This is a genomic window from Streptomyces sp. NPDC048255 (assembly GCF_040652415.1).
Lineage (GTDB): Bacteria > Actinomycetota > Actinomycetes > Streptomycetales > Streptomycetaceae > Streptomyces.
In genome coordinates this window covers 29,910-48,626 of record NZ_JBEZMA010000026.1, presented here as the reverse complement: position 1 = coordinate 48,626, position 18,717 = coordinate 29,910, and the positions used below count along the sequence as shown (strand labels likewise).

14 protein-coding genes are annotated in these 18,717 nt (G+C 73.0%); 9 read left to right on the top strand and 5 right to left on the bottom strand.

Going from position 1 to position 18,717, the window contains the following annotated elements; all coding sequences use genetic code 11:
- Positions 1–23: 23 nt before the first annotated feature.
- Entirely contained in the window at positions 24–1,835 is a 1,812-nt protein-coding gene (locus AB0D94_RS21140; protein WP_362054030.1) for a serine hydrolase domain-containing protein, read from the bottom strand.
- 427 nt (positions 1,836–2,262) lie between these two features.
- Between AB0D94_RS21140 and AB0D94_RS21135 the strand changes: the two genes are divergently transcribed.
- Together AB0D94_RS21135 and AB0D94_RS21130 are read left to right on the top strand one after the other, a co-directional pair.
- Positions 2,263–3,369, top strand: coding sequence for a nitronate monooxygenase family protein (locus AB0D94_RS21135; protein ID WP_266938514.1), 1,107 nt, complete (start codon positions 2,263–2,265; stop codon positions 3,367–3,369).
- 12 nt (positions 3,370–3,381) lie between these two features.
- Entirely contained in the window at positions 3,382–4,950 is a 1,569-nt protein-coding gene (locus tag AB0D94_RS21130) for an acyl-CoA synthetase (RefSeq protein ID WP_362054025.1), read from the top strand.
- 95 nt (positions 4,951–5,045) lie between these two features.
- On the opposite strand, the gene AB0D94_RS21125 is transcribed toward AB0D94_RS21130, so the two are convergent.
- Positions 5,046–5,783, bottom strand: a complete 738-nt coding sequence (locus AB0D94_RS21125) for a hypothetical protein (RefSeq protein ID WP_362054022.1) — start codon at positions 5,781–5,783, stop codon at positions 5,046–5,048.
- 285 nt (positions 5,784–6,068) lie between these two features.
- Here AB0D94_RS21125 and AB0D94_RS21120 point away from each other — a divergent pair, with 285 nt between their 5' ends.
- Together AB0D94_RS21120 and AB0D94_RS21115 are read left to right on the top strand one after the other, a co-directional pair.
- Positions 6,069–7,274, top strand: coding sequence for an ionic transporter y4hA (locus AB0D94_RS21120; protein ID WP_362054019.1), 1,206 nt, complete (start codon positions 6,069–6,071; stop codon positions 7,272–7,274).
- 86 nt (positions 7,275–7,360) lie between these two features.
- On the top strand, positions 7,361–8,866 hold the full coding sequence (locus AB0D94_RS21115; protein WP_362054016.1) for a fatty acyl-CoA synthetase: 1,506 nt from the start codon (positions 7,361–7,363) through the stop codon (positions 8,864–8,866).
- Positions 8,867–8,909: 43 nt separating this feature from the next.
- Here AB0D94_RS21115 and AB0D94_RS21110 read toward each other — a convergent pair whose 3' ends face one another.
- Together AB0D94_RS21110 and paaK are read right to left on the bottom strand one after the other, a co-directional pair.
- Complete coding sequence (locus AB0D94_RS21110; protein WP_362054013.1) at positions 8,910–9,809, bottom strand: YhjD/YihY/BrkB family envelope integrity protein; 900 nt, start codon at positions 9,807–9,809, stop codon at positions 8,910–8,912.
- 349 nt (positions 9,810–10,158) lie between these two features.
- Positions 10,159–11,460 (bottom strand): phenylacetate--CoA ligase PaaK, encoded by a 1,302-nt coding sequence (paaK, locus tag AB0D94_RS21105; protein WP_362054010.1) that lies wholly within the window; start codon positions 11,458–11,460, stop codon positions 10,159–10,161.
- Between the two features lie 105 nt (positions 11,461–11,565).
- Between paaK and AB0D94_RS21100 the strand changes: the two genes are divergently transcribed.
- Positions 11,566–12,417 (top strand): alpha/beta hydrolase, encoded by an 852-nt coding sequence (locus tag AB0D94_RS21100; protein ID WP_362054007.1) that lies wholly within the window; start codon positions 11,566–11,568, stop codon positions 12,415–12,417.
- A gap of 94 nt (positions 12,418–12,511) precedes the next feature.
- Here the strand turns inward: AB0D94_RS21100 and AB0D94_RS21095 are convergent, their stop codons facing one another.
- Complete coding sequence (locus tag AB0D94_RS21095; protein ID WP_362054004.1) at positions 12,512–14,143, bottom strand: acyl-CoA synthetase; 1,632 nt, start codon at positions 14,141–14,143, stop codon at positions 12,512–12,514.
- Between the two features lie 187 nt (positions 14,144–14,330).
- On the opposite strand from AB0D94_RS21095, the gene AB0D94_RS21090 reads away from it, so the two are divergent.
- The 4 genes from AB0D94_RS21090 (at position 14,331) to AB0D94_RS21075 (ending at position 18,654) form a co-directional block, all read left to right on the top strand.
- Positions 14,331–15,131, top strand: a complete 801-nt coding sequence (locus AB0D94_RS21090; protein WP_362054001.1) for a crotonase/enoyl-CoA hydratase family protein — start codon at positions 14,331–14,333, stop codon at positions 15,129–15,131.
- Between the two features lie 330 nt (positions 15,132–15,461).
- On the top strand, positions 15,462–16,424 hold the full coding sequence (locus AB0D94_RS21085; protein WP_362053998.1) for an OB-fold domain-containing protein: 963 nt from the start codon (positions 15,462–15,464) through the stop codon (positions 16,422–16,424).
- Positions 16,424–17,491 carry a thiolase domain-containing protein gene (locus tag AB0D94_RS21080; protein ID WP_362053995.1) on the top strand — a complete coding sequence of 356 codons (1,068 nt, stop codon included), beginning with the start codon at positions 16,424–16,426 and terminating at the stop codon, positions 17,489–17,491. The genes AB0D94_RS21085 and AB0D94_RS21080 overlap by 1 nt, the downstream gene beginning before the upstream one ends.
- Entirely contained in the window at positions 17,488–18,654 is a 1,167-nt protein-coding gene (locus AB0D94_RS21075) for a thiolase domain-containing protein (RefSeq protein ID WP_362053992.1), read from the top strand. The genes AB0D94_RS21080 and AB0D94_RS21075 overlap by 4 nt, the downstream gene beginning before the upstream one ends.
- The last annotated feature ends 63 nt before the right edge of the window (positions 18,655–18,717 follow it).

The following is an 18,717-nucleotide window of genomic DNA, read 5'->3' as shown; positions in this document are numbered from 1 at the left end:
GCCGCGCCGGGTGTCCGGGGCGGTCAGTCCGAGGACCTGGTCCAGCCGTCCGCCTCGATGCGGGCGGCGTCGGCCGGGCGGTCCTCCGCGAAGAGCAGGGCCGCCGGTTCTGCCACGCGTACGACGTCCACGTAGACCCCGCGGCCCACGTAGCGGCCGGTCGCGGCGTGCCGGAAGCGCAGCCGTACCTCGCGGCCTGCCCGGGCGGCGGTGAGCGGGGCTTCGAGGCGGTGCCAGATGCGGCCGGACCAGCCTCCGGCCTTGCCCAGCGGCCATTCCTCGGGGGCCCCGCCGGTAGACCGCACCGTGCTGAACGGCAGCGGCTCCCAGCTCTCGCCGTCGGCGGAGACCTCGAGGTGGAAGGCCCCCTCGCCGGGAACGGTGTCCCACCACACGGCGCACCGCAGCCGGGCGGCGCCGGTGGCCGGGGTCACCGGCGGCAGGGTGAGGGTGCCCGAGCCGCCGGGTGTGATCCCGGAGAACCAGGCCTGGCCGCCGTGCCGGGTGCGGACCGGGACGGCGCGGGCGAAGCGGTTGCCCACGGCGACGCGCGGCGCGCTGCCGGCCCGCCAGGTGCGCACGGGGTGGACGGAGTTGCCGAGCAGCACGAGGAAGGAGTCCGTGGAGGGGTCGAGGACCAGGGAGGTCCCGGTGAAGCCGGTGTGGCCGGCGGAGTGCGGGGTGGCCATCGCGCCCATGTACCAGTGCTGGTAAAGCTCGAAGCCGAGACCGTGGTCGTCACCGGGGAAGGAGGTGTTGTAGTCGGTGAAGAGCAGTTCCACGGAGGCGGGGCGCAGGATGCGCTTGCCCGCGTAGGCCCCGCCGTCGAGCAGGGTGCGGGCGAGGACGGCCAGGTCCCAGGCGGTGCCGAAGACCCCGGCGTGGCCCGCGACGCCGCCCAGCGCGTACGCGTTCTCGTCGTGGACCTCGCCCCACACCAGCCCGCGGTCCAGGCCGGACCAGGGCGGGCGCTGCACCTCGGTGGCGGCGGTGACCCGGCGCCAGGAGAGCGGCGGGTTGTAACGAGTGCGGTGCATCCCGAGTGGAGCGGTGATCTCGTCGTGGAGCAGGACATCCAGAGTGCGGCCGGTGATCCGTTCCAAGAGCAGTTGCAGCGTGATGAGGTTGAGGTCGGAGTAGCGGTACACCGTCCCAGGGGTCTCCTGCGGCCGCACCGACCACAGCAGCCTCAGCCGGCCCTCGCGGGTGGACTCCTTGTAGAAGGGCGCCCAGGAGCGCAGCCCCGAGGTGTGCGTGAGCAGCTGACGGACCGTGATCACCTCCTTCCCGCCACCCGTGAACTCCGGCAGGTAGCGGCGCACCGGCGCCTCCAGCTCCAGCCGACCCCGCTCCATCTGCTGCACGGCCAGGACGGAGGTGAACAGCTTCGTCAGCGAGGCCAGGTCGAAGACGGTGTCCTCGGCCATCGCGATCCGCTCGGCCGCCGGGAACTCGCGCACCCGGTCGGTCCGGCCGTCGTAGTCCGCGTACCGGACGGCGTCGCCCATCGCGCGGTGCAGGGCGACGGTGCGGCCGCGGCCGGCGAGGACCACCGCCCCGGCGTAGTAGGGGTGTTCGGGGGAGGGGCCCAGGAACCGCCGCGCCTCCTCCGCCGCTTCCTCGAGGTACCGCTCCAGCAGTCCGGCCTGGCGCGCGGAGCCGTAACGCAGGCGTAGCCCCTGGAGCGCGCGCCGCTCGGCCGGGCTGCCCGCCGCCCCCGCGGCTCCGGGCAGCGCGGCGTGCAGGACGAGCACCCCGCCGAGGGCCAGCAGCCGGGCCCCGAGCCGCCGCCGGCTCAGCCCGCCACCGGCCTGCCCGGGCCCGCCTCCGGCCAACCCGGGCCCGCCTCCGGCCAGCCCGGGCCGTCCACCGGCCTGCCTGGGCACGCCACTGGCCTTCCCAGGCCCGCCTCCGGCCTGCCCGGGACCGCCACAGGCCTTTCCGGGCCCGCCCGTTGCCGTCGGCGCGGCCTGCGCTTCTCCGCCCGCCGCGCCCTGAGCCCCCGTACGTGCTGCCATGTCCGCCCTCCCGTCCCCTGCCCCTGTCCGAGTGGTCCTGCGGCGCCGCCTCCCAGGACTCCGGGCCCCGGCCCCCGCGCCTCGTACGCAGGCGGGGCTGGGGCGCGGCGACCCGCACGCGCCGCACGCTAGTGGTATCTGCCCAGCCCGAGGCGGGCCCCGCACCGACCGGCCCCGTAAAGAATCTGACACTGCATCAGAAAATCTCTTCCCTCGGCCGCCGGGCTGCGGCATCCTGCGGCCCATGGAGACGGAGCTGAGCAAGAAACTGGGAGTCGAGCACGCCATCTTCGGCTTCACGCCCTTCCCCGCGGTCGCCGCCGCGATCACCCGCGCGGGCGGCTTCGGCGTACTCGGCGCGGTCCGCTACACCGCCCCCGACGACCTGAAGCGCGACCTCGACTGGATGCAGGAGCACACCGACGGCAAGCCCTACGGCCTCGACGTCGTCATGCCCGCCAAGAAGGCCGTCGACGGCATCAGCGAGGCCGACATCGAGGCCATGATCCCGGCCGGGCACCGCGATTTCGTCCGCGACACCCTCGCCAAGCACCACGTGCCCGAACTCGCCGAGGGCGAGGCGTCCGGCTGGCGGATCACGGGCTGGATGGAACAGGTCGCCCGCAACCAGCTCGACGTCGCCTTCGACTACCCCATCAAACTCCTGGCGAACGCCCTCGGTTCCCCGCCCGCCGATGTCATCCGGCGCGCCCACGACCACGACGTCCTCGTCGCCGCCCTCGCCGGCAGTGCCAAGCACGCCCGCCGCCACGCCGAAGCCGGCATCGACATCGTCGTCGCCCAGGGCTACGAGGCCGGCGGCCACACCGGCGACATCGCCACCATGGTCCTCGTCCCCGAGATCGTCGAAGCCGTCGCCCCCCTCCCCGTCCTCGCCGCGGGCGGTATCGGCAGCGGCGAGCAGATCGCCGCCGGACTCGCCCTCGGCGCCCAGGGCGCCTGGCTCGGATCCCTGTGGCTCACCACCACCGAGGCCGACCTCCACTCCCGCGCCCTGACCGAGAAACTGCTCGCCGCGGGTTCCGGCGACACCGTCCGCTCCCGCGCCCTCACCGGCAAGCCCGCCCGCCAGCTGCGCACCGAGTGGACCGACGCATGGGACGACCCGGAGGGCCCCGGAGCGCTCCCCATGCCCCTCCAGGGGCTCCTCGTCGCCGAGGCCGTCTCCCGGATCCAGAAGTACGAGGTCCAGCCGCTCCTCGGCACCCCCGTCGGCCAGATCGTCGGCCGGATGAACACCGAACGCTCCGTCCAGGCCGTCTTCGACGACCTCACCCGCGGGTTCGAGAAGGCCGTCGACCGCATCAACCGCATCGCCGGACGAGCCTGAGGAGGCCGGGAGATGACCGACAACACCCCGCAGCAGCAGCCGCCCAACGGGTTCTGGGCCCAGGCGGGCGTCGACCCGGCCCGCACCGTCCTGGTCACCCCCGAGGGCGAGGAGTGGAGCGCGGGCCGGCTGCACGCCGACGTCAACCGGCTCGTCCACGGACTGCGCGCCGCGGGCCTGGAGCGCGGCGACGTCTTCGCCGTGGTCCTCCCCAACGGCGTCGAGTTCCTCACCGCCTACCTCGCCGCCTCCCAGGCCGGCTTCTACCTCGTCCCCGTCAACCACCACCTCGTCGGCCCCGAGATCGCCTGGATCGTCTCCGACTCCGGAGCCAAGGTCCTGATCGCCCACGAGCGCTTCGCCGACGCCGCCACCGCCGCTGCCGACGAGGCGGCCCTGCCCGCGAGCCACCGCTACGCCGTCGGAGCGGTCCCGGGCTTCCGGCCGTACGGGGAACTCCTCCAGGGGCAGCCCGGGACGGTCCCGGCGGAGCGCACCCTCGGCTGGGTCATGAACTACACCTCCGGCACCACCGGCCGCCCCCGCGGCATCCGCCGCCCGCTGCCCGGCAAGCTCCCGGAGGAGACGTACCTCGGCGGGTTCCTCGGGATCTTCGGCATCCGCCCCTTCGAGGGCAACGTCCACCTGGTCTGCTCGCCGCTCTACCACACGGCCGTGCTCCAGTTCGCGGGCGCCGCCCTGCACATCGGGCACCCCCTGGTCCTGATGGACAAGTGGAGCCCGCAGGAGATGCTGCGCCTGATCGACGAACACGCCTGCACGCACACGCACATGGTCCCGACACAGTTCCACCGGCTGCTCGCGCTCCCGCAGGAGGTGAAGGACGCCTACGACGTCTCCTCCATGCGGCACGCCATCCACGGCGCCGCGCCCTGCCCCGACCACGTCAAACGGGCGATGATCGACTGGTGGGGGCGGTGCGTGGAGGAGTACTACGCGGCGAGCGAAGGCGGCGGAGCCTTCGCGACCGCCGAGGACTGGCTGAAGAAGCCGGGAACCGTCGGCAAGGCCTGGCCCATCAGTGAGCTGGCCGTCTTCGACGACGACGGCAACCGGCTGCCGCCCGGTGAACTCGGCACGGTCTACCTGAAGATGAACACCGGCGGGTTCAGCTACCACAAGGACGAGGGCAAGACGAAGAAGAACCGCATCGGCGACTTCTTCACCGTCGGCGACCTGGGGCTGATCGACGAGGAGGGCTACCTCTTCCTCCGCGACCGCAAGATCGACATGATCATCTCGGGCGGGGTGAACATCTACCCGGCAGAGATCGAGTCGGCCCTGCTCACCCACCCGGCCGTCGCCGACGCCGCCGCCTTCGGCATCCCGCACCCCTCCTGGGGCGAGGAGGTCAAGGCGGTCGTCGAACCGGCCGAGGGATTCGCGGCGGGGGAGGCGCTGGCCGCCGAGATCCTGCAGCACTGCGAGCGCCGGCTGGCCGGCTACAAGCGGCCCAAGACGGTCGACTTCATCGAGACGATGCCGCGCGACCCCAACGGCAAGCTGTACAAGCGGCGGCTGCGCGACCCGTACTGGGAGGGCCACGAGCGCGCGATGTGACGGGGCGTCCGGGCCCTGGGCGTACGGACGCCCCGGGCCCGGGCCCGTTCAGTACGCCCAGGGGCCCGGACGCCGTACGTCCGGCCCGCGCCGGGTCAGCCCGTGAAGATCCAGCCCAGCTGGCCGCCGGAGGTCTGGCCCTCGCAGTTCGTGGTGTTCGACTCGAAGAACTCGCGCTGCTTCCCGACCATGCACCGCATCAGCGGCAGGCTCCCCACGCCCGATGGCTGGCCCGGGTAGAACCAGCCGAGCCGGGACACGTAGGTCTGCCCCTCGCAGTTGACGTCCGCCGAGAGGAAGTTGTCCTTGCGGACGACGCAGTGGTACAGCGGGACCGTGCCCTCACGCGGGCTCGTGTAGAGCTGGCCGAGGCTGCCCTCGACCGTGTAGCCCGGCGGGACGTTCCAGACGGTGCTGATGTGCTCGCCGTTCGGGCCGATCAGCCGGTTGAGGCTGCGGGTGGGGGTGCTCACCGCCGGCTCGCCGCTGCAGGTGGCCTTGATCATGGCCTGCCAGTAGTTCGCGGTGACGTACTGGTAGACCGGCCCCAGGGTCACCCGGCACTGCGACCCGTTGAAGCCGTACTCGGCGGCCTGCCGGTCGAGGGAGTCGTAGGCCGCGGCCGCCGCGATGTTCTGCGGGCCGCCGCCGATGCCGGTGAGGTGGACGGCGACGGGGCCCACGGAGGCGGCGGAAGCGGGAGCGGCTGCGGGGGCGGCGGAGTCGGAGCCGGAGGCCGGAGCGGCTGCGGCCGGTGCGGCGGCGGTCACGGCCGCGGCCAGCGCGGCGGTCAGGGCGAGGAGAGCGGTGCGTAAGCCGGATGTGCGGCGCAAAGCGGGTCTCCTGGTCGTCGGCCCCGGCGTCGGTGGACGGCCGGGGGATGAGGCGACAGCGCATACCGCCCGATCGGCGGCAACACCGGCATTCCATCTGCTACCGGCCGACCGGGGCCAGCCGTTCTTCGGCCGATCCTGAGAGGCGGACCTCGGCCGCCGGGCCGGGGCGGCGGACCGCCGGGCGGCCGCCGCGCCCGGGGTCTCCGTGAGAATCACCACGTCAGGGCCTCGGAGGCGCGCCTTGCGCCGCACCCGGGGAACAGTTCTGGCAACTTGGCTCATATGAGTACGGCTACGCACAGATCCCCCCTGACCGACTGGACCGTCGCGGTTCCCGTGGTGGCCCTGGTCGTTCTCGTCTTCAGCTGGGGACGTGATCTGCCCTCATGGGCGGTGGCCCTGGTCTCGCTCTGTCTCGCGGGCGCGGTGCTGGCGGCCGTCCACCACGCCGAGGTCGTCGCCCACCGGGTCGGCGAACCCTTCGGTTCCCTGGTGCTGGCCGTCGCCGTCACCGTCATCGAAGTGGCCCTCATCGTCACCCTGATGGCCGACGGCGGGGACAAGACCTCCTCCCTCGCCCGGGACACCGTCTTCGCCGCCGTCATGATCACCTGCAACGGCATCGTCGGCATGTCCCTGCTCGTCGGCGCCTTGCGCAACCGGGTCGCCGTCTTCAACGCCGAGGGCTCCGGCGCCGCCCTCGCCACCGTCGCGACCCTCGCCGTCCTCAGTCTCGTCCTGCCGACCTTCACCACCAGCAAGCCCGGCCCCGAGTTCTCCACGGCCCAGCTGGCTTTCGCGGCGGTCGCCTCGCTCGCCCTCTACGGGCTGTTCATCACCGTGCAGACGGTCCGTCACCGGGACTACTTCCTGCCCGTGGACACCAAGCCCCACCGAGCGGAATCCACCCGGCAGGCCACCGCGGCCGCCGGCGCCCCTCCGGCCGCCGGCGCTCCGGCCGCTCCAGCCACCACGGCTGACGCCCAGGACTCCGAGGACGCGGACCACACCGACCACGCCGAGCCGCCGACCGCCCGCGCCGCGCTGATCAGCCTCGGCCTGCTCCTCGTCGCGCTCGTCGCCGTCGTCGGCAACGCCAAGGCCGTCTCCCCGACCATCGAGACGGGCGTCGCCAGCGCGGGCCTGCCGAACGCCGTCGTCGGCGTGATCATCGCCCTGCTCGTGCTGCTGCCCGAGACCCTCGCAGCCGTCCGCGCCGCCCGCCGCGGCCGTGTCCAGACCAGCCTGAACCTGGCCTACGGCTCCGCAATCGCCAGTATCGGCCTGACCATTCCCGCCATCGCCCTGGCCTCGATCTGGCTCTCCGGCCCCCTCACCCTCGGCCTCGGCCCGATCCACATGGTGCTGCTCGCCCTCACGGTCGTGGTCAGCGCCCTCACCATCGCGCCGGGCCGCGCCACGCTGCTCCAGGCCGGCGTCCACCTCGTGCTGTTCGCGGGGTTCATCTTCCTCGCCATCAGCCCCTAGCGGGCTGCCGGGCCGGTCCCGCAGGGTGGTCCGATGGTCTGTCAACTACCCGTTCTGTGTCCCACGGGGGAGATGAGGTTCGCGTGATGAAGGCAGTGCGGCAGAACACGGTCGACGGACTGGTGCGGGACAGCGCCCGGCGGACCCCGGACCGGACGGCGGTCCGCTACCGGGAACGGACGTGGAGCTACGCCCGGCTCGACTCGGCGGTCTCCACCGCCGCGGACCTGCTCAGGGAGGGCTACGGGCTGGCCCCCGGCGACCGGGTCGCCACCTTCGCGCACAACTCCGACGCCTACCTGATCGCCTTCCTCGCCTGCGCCCGCGCGGGGCTCGTCCACGTCCCGGTCAACCAGAACCTGACCGGTGAGGACCTCGGACACATCCTGCGGAACTCGGGCAGCTCGCTGGTGCTCGCCGACCCGGATCTGGCCGGCAAGGTGCCGGCGGGGTACGAGGTACGGCCGCTGCGGGACCTGGCCGATCCGCAGGCGCGGCAGACACCGTACGAAGGCGGCAGCGCCCCCGACGCCGTGGTGCAGCTGCTCTACACCTCCGGGACCACCGCCCTGCCCAAGGGCGCGATGATGACGCACGAGGCGCTGGCCCACGAGTACGAGAGCGCCATCGAGGCGCTCGACCTGGCCGAGGGCGACCGGCCGGTGCACTCGCTGCCGCTCTACCACTCGGCGCAGATGCACGTCTTCCTGCTGCCCTACCTGGCGGTGGGGGCGGAGAACACGATCCTGGACGCGCCCGTCGCGGAGCAGATCTTCGACCTGGTGGAGGCGGGCCGGGCGGACAGCCTCTTCGCCCCGCCCACGGTGTGGATCTCCCTGGCCAACCATCCGGACTTCGGGCGGCGCGAGCTGGGAGCGCTGCGCAAGGCGTATTACGGGGCCTCGGTCATGCCGGTCCCGGTCCTGGAGCGGCTACGGGCCCGGCTGCCGGGGCTCGGCTTCTACAACTGCTTCGGGCAGAGCGAGATCGGGCCGCTGGCCACGGTTCTGGGGCCGGAGGAGCACGACGGGAGGCTGGACTCCTGCGGGCGTCCGGTACGCCATGTCGAGGCGAGGGTCGTCGACGAGCACGGCGGCGAGGTCCCGGCGGGCACGGTGGGGGAGGTGGTGTACCGCTCGCCGCAGCTGTGCCTGGGCTACTGGGACGACCCGGAGGCCACCCGGGAGGCCTTCCGCGACGGCTGGTTCCGCTCGGGCGACCTCGCGGTGCGGGACGCGCAGGGGTACTTCACGGTCGTCGACCGGGTGAAGGACGTCATCAACTCGGGCGGGGTGCTCGTCGCCTCGCGGCAGGTCGAGGACGCCCTGTACAGCCACCCGGGGGTGGCCGAGGCGGCGGTGATCGGGCTGCCCGACGAGCGGTGGATCGAGGCCGTCACGGCGGTGGTGGTGCCGCGCGGGGAGGTGACGGAGGCGGAGCTGCTGGCGTACGCCCGGGAGAGGCTGGCCCACTTCAAGGCCCCGAAGCAGGTGCTGTTCGTGACGGCCCTTCCGCGCAACGCCAGCGGCAAGATCCTCAAGCGTGAACTCCGGGACCGCTTCGCCGGGGTTGCTCCCGGCGCGGCCGGCTGAGGGGCCCGGCGGGGCGGGCGGCCGCGGGCCGCGGTCCGGCTGCTCAGCCCGGTCCGGGGTCGTGGTGGCCGGGGTCGTGGTGGCCGGAGACGTGCGGGCCGGGGAAGTGCGGGCCTGGCTCGTCGGCGGGCAGGATCCCGCTGTCGCGCAGGCGCTTGAGCGTGAGGTACTCGTGGAGGAGGCGGCCGACGAGGGCGCCGCCGTAGACCACGAAACCGACGCCGACCAGCCAGGACTGGACGACGAGGAGGGTGCCGAAGGGGCCGTACGTGACGGCGTTCGAGGCGATCAGCGGGGAGAACACCAGCTGGGAGAAGACCCGCAGCCCCAGCAGGCCGAGACTGGTCGCCACCGCCCCCGGCACGAGCGCGCGCCAGCGCACCCGGCCGCCGAGCAGCAGCCGCTGCGAGCCCCAGAAGAAGACGCAGGTGCCGACGAGGTCGCCGAGGGTGCCGAGCAGGCTGCCGAACACGTCGTCGGCCGGCGCCGGGATCTCGACGAGCAGGGCGAGGTAGCAGACCAGCAGGCCCAGCCAGATGACGTGCCGCCACATGGTGTGCCAGCGGGCGGTCGGCAGGTCCCAGACCTTCTCGTAGCCGGTCTGGACCGCCGAGCCGAAGGTCAGGCCGAAGACGGCGAGGGCGGCCAGTCCGAAGGCGGTGGTCCGCTCCAGGGCGAGGTCGGCCGCGCCGAACAGCAGCTCGACCCGGCCGCGCGAGGACTCCGTGACCCCGAGGGCCTGGCCGAGCCACCGGCCGAAGCCGGAGCCGCTGCCGGGCGCGGCGGCCGCGACGACCACCAGCAGCGGCACCAGGGTGAGGAACCCGAGGGCGGCGAAGCCCATCGCCCGGTGCATCAGCTCCATCTCCCGGCCGCGGCTCCAGGCCAGCCCGGCCGGGGAGCCCTGGAGTCGGTCGTGGAGCCGCCGGAGGGTCGAGGTCACACTTCATGCCCTACCCGCGAGGCCCTCCCGGCTCCCGGGGGCAGTCCCGAAGTAGGCCCGAAGGGGTGGTTTCGGCCGCCCGGAGGCCGCGGGAAGGAGCGGGCCCGGCACGACCGGCGGGAACCGACTGGGGAGTGGCGCCAACTCTCGCTCCCGCCCGTCGGCCAGGCGGGCTGTGCGGAAGCCCGCTAGTGCTGTGACCGGGAAGGTTCACCGGGTCGCGCCGCCCGGCACGGCACCTCACCGCGTTGTCGGACCGCGCCGGTACGTCCAGTACGAGCCGCGGCCCTCCGCCTTGCGATGCACCGCACCCGACGACGCGACCCGGCAAACCTTTCCGGCCACAGCACTAGCTCCCGTCGCGGAGGTCCACCAGTCGTCTGATCTTCCCCACCGATCGCTCCAGTGTCTCGGGGTCGACCACCTCCACTCCCACGGAGACCCCGACGCTCTCCTTGACCGCCCGGACCACGTCGGCCGCCGCGGCCTCCCGCTGGGCGGAGCCGGTCTCCCGCCGGGCCTCCACCCGGACCGTCAGGGCGTCCATCCGGCCCTCCCGGGTCAGCCGCAGCTGGAAGTGCGGGGCCAGACCTGCCGTCCGCAGCAGGATCTCCTCGATCTGGGTCGGGTACATGTTCACCCCGCGCAGGATGATCATGTCGTCGCTGCGACCGGTGACCTTCTCCATCCGGCGGAAGGCCGGGCGGGCGGTGCCGGGCAGCAGCCGCGTCAGGTCCCGGGTGCGGTAGCGGACGACCGGCATGGCCTCCTTGGTGAGGGAGGTGAACACCAGCTCCCCGGGCTCGCCCTCCGGCAGCACCGCGCCCGTCAGCGGATCGACCACCTCGGGATAGAAGTGGTCCTCCCAGATGTGCAGGCCGTCCTTGCTCTCCACGCACTCCTGCGCCACGCCCGGTCCGATGACCTCGGACAGGCCGTATATGTCCACCGCTTCGATGCCGAGCCGTTCCTCGATCTCCCGGCGCATCTCCTCGGTCCAGGGCTCCGCTCCGAAGACGCCCGTCCGCAGCGAGGTCGCGCGCGGGTCCAGCCCCTGGCGCTCCATCTCGTCCAGCAGGGTCAGCATGTACGAAGGGGTCACCATGATCACCTCCGGGCGGAAGTCCTGGATGAGCCGGACCTGGCGGTCGGTCATCCCGCCGGAAGCGGGGACGACCGTACAGCCCAGCCGCTCCGCGCCGTAGTGCGCGCCGAGGCCGCCGGTGAACAACCCGTAGCCGTAGGCGATGTGGACGAGCTGGCCCGGGCGGGCGCCCGCCGCGCGCAAGGACCGGGCCACGACGTCGGCCCAGGTGGAGAGGTCCCCGTCGGTGTACCCGACGACGGTGGGGCGCCCGGTGGTCCCGCTGGAGGCGTGCACGCGGCGCACCTCGGAGCGCGGTACCGCGAACATGCCGAAGGGGTACTGGTCGCGCAGATCGGCCTTGGTCGTGAAGGGGAAGAGGGCGAGATCGGCGAGGGCCCGGCAGTCGTCGGGGTGCACGCCGGCCTTGTCGAAGGCCTGTCGGTAGTAGGGCACCCGTTCGTAGACCCGGTGCAGGGTCGCGCGCAGCCGCGTCAGCTGGAGCGCGGCCAGCTCGTCGCGGCCCAGCCGCTCGCCTTCGTCATGGAGATCCGCGTACGCCGTCATGCCGTCACCTCATCGTGAGCCACCCGACCGATCATTCGGTAGATTGCCGGACCCCGGCGGGTAAATCAATGACTCGAACGGGTGATCGCCTGATTTGATGGCCCGATGCCGATCTTCACCACCCAGGACGGAACCGCACTCGCCTACCACGTCCGGGGGCAGGGCGATCCGCTCGTCTGCCTCCCGGGCGGCGCCATGCGGGCCTCGCAGTACCTGGGCGACCTCGGAGGACTCTCCGCCGGGCGGCGGCTGGTCCTGCTCGACCTGCGCGGCACCGGTGACTCCGCGGTACCGGCGGACGAGTCCACCTACCGGGTCGACCACCAGGTCGCCGACGTCGAGGCGCTACGGGTCCACCTCGGCCTGGAGCGCATGGACCTCCTCGCCCACTCCGCCGGGGCCGACCTCGCCCAGCTCTACGCGGCGGCCCACCCCGGGCGACTGCGGCGGCTCGTCCTGGTGACCCCGAACGCGCGGGCCCTGGACCTCTCCGCCACGGCCGCGCAGCGGCTGGCGGCGGCCCGGCTGCGGGCGGGCGCCGAACCGTACGACGCGGCCATAGCGGCCTACGCCCGGATCCTCGCCGGCGCCGACCACGGGGACGCGGACTGGGACCTGGCCGGGCCGCTGTTCTACGGCCGCTGGGACGCCGTCGCGCGCGCCGAATACGCGGCCGGCGAGCGGCAGCAGAACGAGAAGGCGGCCGAGGCCTACGCGGGCCCGGGAGCCTTCGACCCGGCCGCCACCCGGACGGCCGTGGCGCGCGTGGCGTGCGAGGTCCTGGTCCTGGCCGGAGAAGTGGACGGCAATCCGCCGCCGGCCCTCGCGGCCCGCATCGCGGAGCTCTTCCCGAAGGGGTCGGCCGAGGTCCAGCCGGCGGCCGGGCACCACCCGTGGCTGGACGACCCCGCCTGGTTCGCGGCCCGGATCGAGCGCTTCCTGGCCACGGGAGCCTAGGGGCCCAGGGAGCCCAGGGAGCCGGTGGAGGCCGGCGCAGGCGGGCCGATGGGGGATCGGAGGGGCCCGGTGGGTCCGGGCCCCGGCCGTGGTGTCAGCGGGCCGTGTCCGCCTCCGTCGCCACCGTCTTGGCCCAGCGGTAGTCCGCCTTCCCGCTCGGGGAGCGCTGGATGGCGGGCGCGATCACCAGCTGGCGGGGGATCTTGTAGCCCGCCAGCCGGGTGCGGCAGTGGGTCTGGATCTCGTCCAGCGTCGGGGCCGGCGCGCCCGCGCGGACCTGCACCACCGCGGCCACGTGACTGCCCCAGGTGGGGTCCGGGACACCGGCGACCAGGGCGTCGTACACGTCCGGATGCGACTTCAGCGCCTGCTCGACCTCCTCCGGATACACCTTCTCGCCGCCCGTGTTGATGCACTGCGAACCGCGGCCGAGGACCGTGACGATGCCCTCCTCGTCGACGGTCGCCATGTCTCCCAGCAGCACCCAGCGCTCCGCGCCCTTCTGGAAGAAGGTCTCCGCGGTCTTGGCCGGGTCGTTGTAGTAGCCGAGCGGTACGTGGCCGCGCTGCGCCAGACGGCCGGGTTCGCCCACCGCGACGGGCTCGTGCGTCACAGGGTCGACCACCTGCGTACGGTCGTTGACCTCGAGCCGGAAGCCCTTCTCCGGGCTGGAGTCGTCCGTGGCCCTGCCGTTCGACCCGGACTCCGACGACCCGAAGTTGTTCAGGAGCAGCACGTTCGGGACGAGCCGCTGGAACTCGGCGCGCACCGTCTCCGACATGATCGCGCCGGAGGAGGAGACGCTGAACAGCGAGGACAGGTCCGTCCCCTTGAGCGGGCCGTTCAGGGCGTCGATCAGGGGCCTGAGCATCGCGTCGCCCACCAGCGACACGCTCGACACCTTCTCCTTCTCGATGGTGCGCAGCACCTCCTCGGGCACGTACTTGCGGTGGATGACGACCCGCTGGCCGTAGTTGAAGGCGATGAACGAGGTCAGCGTCGACGTGCCGTGCATCAGCGGGGGAGCCGGGAAGAAGGTGAGGCCGGCCCCGCGCGCTGCGACCCGCTCGGCCAGCTCCTCGGGCCGCTTCACCGGCTCGCCCGACGGCTCGCCGCCGAAGAGCCCGGCGAAGAAGAGGTCCTCCGCCCGCCACATGACGCCCTTGGGCATACCGGTCGTGCCGCCGGTGTAGATGATGAACAGGTCGTCGGGGCTGCGGGGCGCGAAGCCGCGCCCGGGCGAACCGGCCGCCTCGGCGTCCTCGAACGCGACGGGCACCAGCGAGGGCTCGGGGGCGCCCTCCGGGACCGCCCCGACCCGGATCAGGTGGCGGAGCTTCGCCGTCTGCGGCAGTGCGGCGGCGACCCGCTCGGTGAACTCGCCCTCGAAGACCAGCGCGGCGAGGTCGGCGTCGTTGTAGAGGTAGACCAGCTCCTCCTCGACGTACCGGTAGTTGACGTTCACCGGCACCAGCCGGGCCTTCAGGCAGGCCAGGACGGTCTGCAGGTACTCGATCCCGTTGTAGAGGTGCAGGCCCAGGTGCTCACCGGGCTTCAGCCCGCGGTCCAGCAGGTGGTGCGCGATCCGGTTCGCCGCCGCGTCCAGTTCCGCGTAGGTCAGGCGGCGCTCGGCGCCGGTCCCGGGGTGGTCCACGTACACGAGGGCCTCGCGGTCCGGGACCACGTCCACGACCGACTCGAACAGGTCGGCAAGGTTGTACTCCACCGTTCCTCCTGACCGCGGGAGTTCCCATGGCTGGCCCCATGGCTGGTCTGCTCGGCGGTCATTAGAGCGCCGCCGAACCGAACTGGGAAGGGAGCCGCCCAAGAAATCTGACTGGGTGTCAGAAAACTATTGAACTGCACCCTCCCCTACTGCAACCTGTTCTAGGTCTTGAGACGGGAGGACGGCAATGGGTGGGACAGAACACCTGACCGTGGAACGGCACGGCGCCACGCTGGTGCTCACCATGAACAGGCCCGAGGCGAAGAACGCGCTCTCGCTGCCGCTGCTGGTGGGCCTGTACGACGGCTGGCTGGAGGCGGACGCCGACGACACGGTCCGCTCGGTCGTCCTGACCGGTGCGGGCGGGGACTTCTGCGCCGGCATGGACCTCAAGGCGCTGGCCGGGAAGGGCATGGCGGGCGACCAGTACCGGGACCGGCTGAGGTCCGACCCCGACCTGCACTGGAAGGCGATGCTCCGCCACCACCGGCCGCGCAAGCCGGTGATCGCTGCGGTGGAGGGGTACTGCGTGGCCGGCGGGACCGAGATCCTCCAGGGCACCGACATCCGCGTCGCGGGCGAGGGCGCCACCTTCGGGCTGTTCGAGGTCAAGCGGGGGCTCTTCCCGATCGGCGGTTCCACGGTGCGGCTGCCGCGCCAGATCCCGCGTACGCACGCCCTGGAGATGCTGCTGACCGGGCGCCCGTACTCCGCCGGGGAGGCGGCCCGGATCGGCCTCGTCGGGCAGGTGGTGCCCGACGGGACGGCGCTGGAGAAGGCCCTGGAGATCGCCGAGCAGATCAACGCGTGCGGGCCGCTGGCTGTGGAGGCCGTCAAGGCCTCTGTGTACGCGACCGCTGAAATGACGGAGACGGAGGGGCTGGCCGCTGAACTCGTCCGAGGGTGGCCGGTCTTCGACACGGCGGACGCGAAGGAGGGGGCGCGGGCCTTTGCGGAGAAGAGGCCGGCGGTGTATCGGCGGGAGTAGGGGCGTGGCGGGTCCTTGGCGGGTCCTTGGCGGGTCCGTGTGCGGGGCCGTTGCCCGGGGCTCCGCCCCGCACTCCGCGCCTCAAACGCCGGCGGGGCTGGATCGGGCCGGCGCCGGATTGCCCCCAGCAGGGCTGGAAGGGCCCCTGAGGCGCCGGATTTGCTCTGGCGCGGGAACCGCGCGCCCCGGCGGGGGAGCGCCCTGGCGGGGGAACCGCGCCCGGCGGGGGAAATGCCCCGGCGGGAGAAGCGGCCCCAGCGGGGCCGAGATGACCTCGTGCGTCCCTGGGGCGCACTTCCTTTGACCTTCCTGAACATCGGAGAGCCGCTCATGACAGCCGCCGCGTCCCCACCCGAGGTGCTTCGGGCGCCCCTCGTCGTCGAGTTTCCCTTCACCCGGTCCCTCGGGCCCGTGCAGAGTGCCTTTCTGACCGGCCTGCGCGAGGGCGTCGTGCTCGGGGTCAAGACCTCCGACGGGAAGGTGATGGTCCCGCCCGCCGAGTACGACCCCGTCACCGCCGAGGAGATCCGCGAGCTCGTCGAGGTCGGTGCCACCGGTACCGTCACCACCTGGGCCTGGAACGGCCGCCCCCGCCCCCACCAGCCCCTCGGCACCCCCTTCGCCTGGGTCCTGGTCCGGCTCGACGGCGCGGACACCGCCCTCCTGCACGCCCTCGACGTCCCCGGGCCCGAATCCGTGCGCACGGGCATGCGGGTGCGGGTGCGCTGGGCCGCCGAACGGTCCGGGGCCATCACCGACATCGCCTGCTTCGAGCCCTACGAGGGTCCCGCCGCCGGCCACGGCACCCCGCACGACGGGACCTTCGCGGACGCCGTCACCGGCATCGTCGCCGAGGCCCGCCTGGACTACACGTACAGCCCCGGCCGCGCCCAGACGGCCTACATCAACGGCCTGTCCGAGCAGAAGACGGTGGGCGAGCGCTGCCCCTCCTGCCACAAGGTGTACGTCCCCCCGCGCGGCGCCTGCCCCACCTGCGGGGTCGCCACCACCGACCAGGTCGAGGTCGGCCCGGCCGGCACGGTCACCACGTACTGCATCGTCAACATCAAGGCCCGCAACCTCGACATCGAGGTGCCGTACGTCTACGCCCACATCGCCCTCGACGGCGCCGGACTCGCCCTGCACGGCCGGATCGGCGGCATCCCCTACGACCAGGTCCGCATGGGCCTGCGCGTCGAACCCGTCTGGACCGAGGGCGGCCGCTACCCCGACCACTACCGTCCCACCGGCGAACCGGACGCGGACTACGACGCGTACAAGGAGCTCATCTGATGCCGCCGACGCACAGGTACGCACGCGACGTGGCCGTCGTCGCCTTCGCGCAGAGCGACCACCTGCGCCGCACCGACGAGCTCAGCGAAGTCGAGATGGTCATGCCGGTGCTGCACCAGGTGCTGGCGCGGACCGGGCTGAAGGCCAAGGAGATCGGCTTCACCTGCTCCGGCTCCAGCGACTACCTCGCGGGCCGCGCCTTCTCCTTCACCATGACCCTCGACGGGGTCGGCGCCTGGCCGCCGATCTCCGAGTCGCACGTCGAGATGGACGGCGCCTGGGCCCTCTACGAGGCCTGGGTCAAGATCCAGACCGGCGAGGCCGACACCGCGCTCGTCTACTCCTACGGGAAGTCCTCACCGGGATCCGTACGCGACGTGCTGACCCGCCAGCTCGACCCCTACTACCTCGCCCCGCTCTGGCCCGACTCGGTGGCACTGGCCGCCCTCCAGGCCCAGGCCCTGATCGACGCGGGCGAGACCGACGAGAGCGCCCTGGCCGCCATCGGCGCCCGCAGCCGCGCGGCCGCCGGGGCCAACCCGCACGCCCAGCTCACCGGCGCCGTCCCGCAGGGCGACTACCAGGTGGCGCCGCTGCGCACCGGGGACTGCCCGCCCGTCGGCGACGGCGCCGCGGCCGTGATCCTCGCCGCCGGGGACACCGCCCGGCGCCTGTGCGAACGCCCCGCCTGGATCACCGGCATCGACCACCGCATCGAGGCGCACGGCCTGGGCCTGCGCGACCTCACCGACTCCCCGTCCACCCGGACCGCCGCCGAGCGCGCCGGGCTCTTCGAGGCCCCCGTCGACACGGCGGAACTGCACGCGCCGTTCTCCTCCCAGGAGGTCGTGCTCCGCAAGGCCCTCGGCCTCGGCGAGGACGTGGCGGTCAACCCCTCCGGCGGGGCGCTCGCCGCCAACCCGATGATGGCCGCCGGCCTGATCCGGATCGGCGAGGCGGCCGCCCGCATCCACCGCGGCGAGTCGGACCGGGCCGTCGCCCACGCCACCTCAGGCCCCTGCCTCCAGCAGAACCTGGTCGCCGTCCTGGAAGGGGACCGAGCATGAGCAAGGAGCCCGTCGCCGTCGTCGGCATCGGCCAGACCAAGCACGTCGCCGCCCGCCACGACGTCTCCATCGCCGGACTGGTCCGGGAGGCGGCGGTGCGCGCCCTCGCCGACGCCGGACTGACCTGGGCGGACATCGACGCGGTCGTCATCGGCAAGGCCCCCGACTTCTTCGAGGGCGTGATGATGCCGGAGCTGTACCTGGCGGACGCGCTGGGCGCGGTCGGCAAGCCCATGCTCCGCGTGCACACGGCCGGTTCGGTCGGCGGGTCCACCGCCCTGGTCGCCTCCAACCTGGTCGCGGCCCGCGTCCACCGGACCGTCCTCACCCTCGCCTTCGAGAAGCAGTCCGAGTCGAACGCCATGTGGGGGCTCTCGCTCCCCGTCCCCTTCCAGCAGCCGCTGCTCGCCGGCGCGGGCGGGTTCTTCGCCCCGCACGTGCGCGCGTACATGCGGCGCACCGGCGCGCCCGACACGGTGGGTTCGCTGGTGGCGTACAAGGACCGGCGCAACGCGCTGAAGAACCCGTACGCGCACCTGCACGAGCACGACATCACCCTGGAGAAGGTCCAGGCCTCGCCGATGCTGTGGGACCCGATCCGGTACTCCGAGACCTGCCCCTCCTCGGACGGCGCCTGCGCCATGATCCTCACCGACCGGGCGGGCGCGGCCCGGTCGCCGAGGCCGCCGGCGTGGGTGCACGGCGGGGCGATGCGCAGCGAGCCGACCCTCTTCGCGGGCAAGGACTTCGTCTCCCCGCAGGCCGGCAAGGACTGCGCGGCCGACGTGTACCGGCAGGCCGGGATCACCGACCCGCGGCGGGAGATCGACGCGGTGGAGATGTACGTGCCGTTCTCCTGGTACGAGCCGATGTGGCTGGAGAACCTCGGGTTCGCGGCGGAGGGGGAGGGCTGGAAGCTCACGGAGGCCGGGGTCACCGAACTCGACGGGGACCTTCCGGTGAACCCGTCCGGCGGCGTCCTGTCCACCAACCCCATCGGCGCCTCCGGCATGATCCGCTTCGCCGAGGCGGCCCTCCAGGTCCGCGGCCAGGCCGGGGAGCACCAGGTTCCGGGCGCCCGCCGCGCCTTGGGGCACGCCTACGGCGGCGGCGCGCAGTTCTTCGCGATGTGGCTGGTGGGAGCCGAGCCGCCCGCCTCCTGACCGCGGCGGGACGTCCGGGCGGAGTGCCGGACCGGTCACGGGTGACTCACAGTGGCCTGTGCG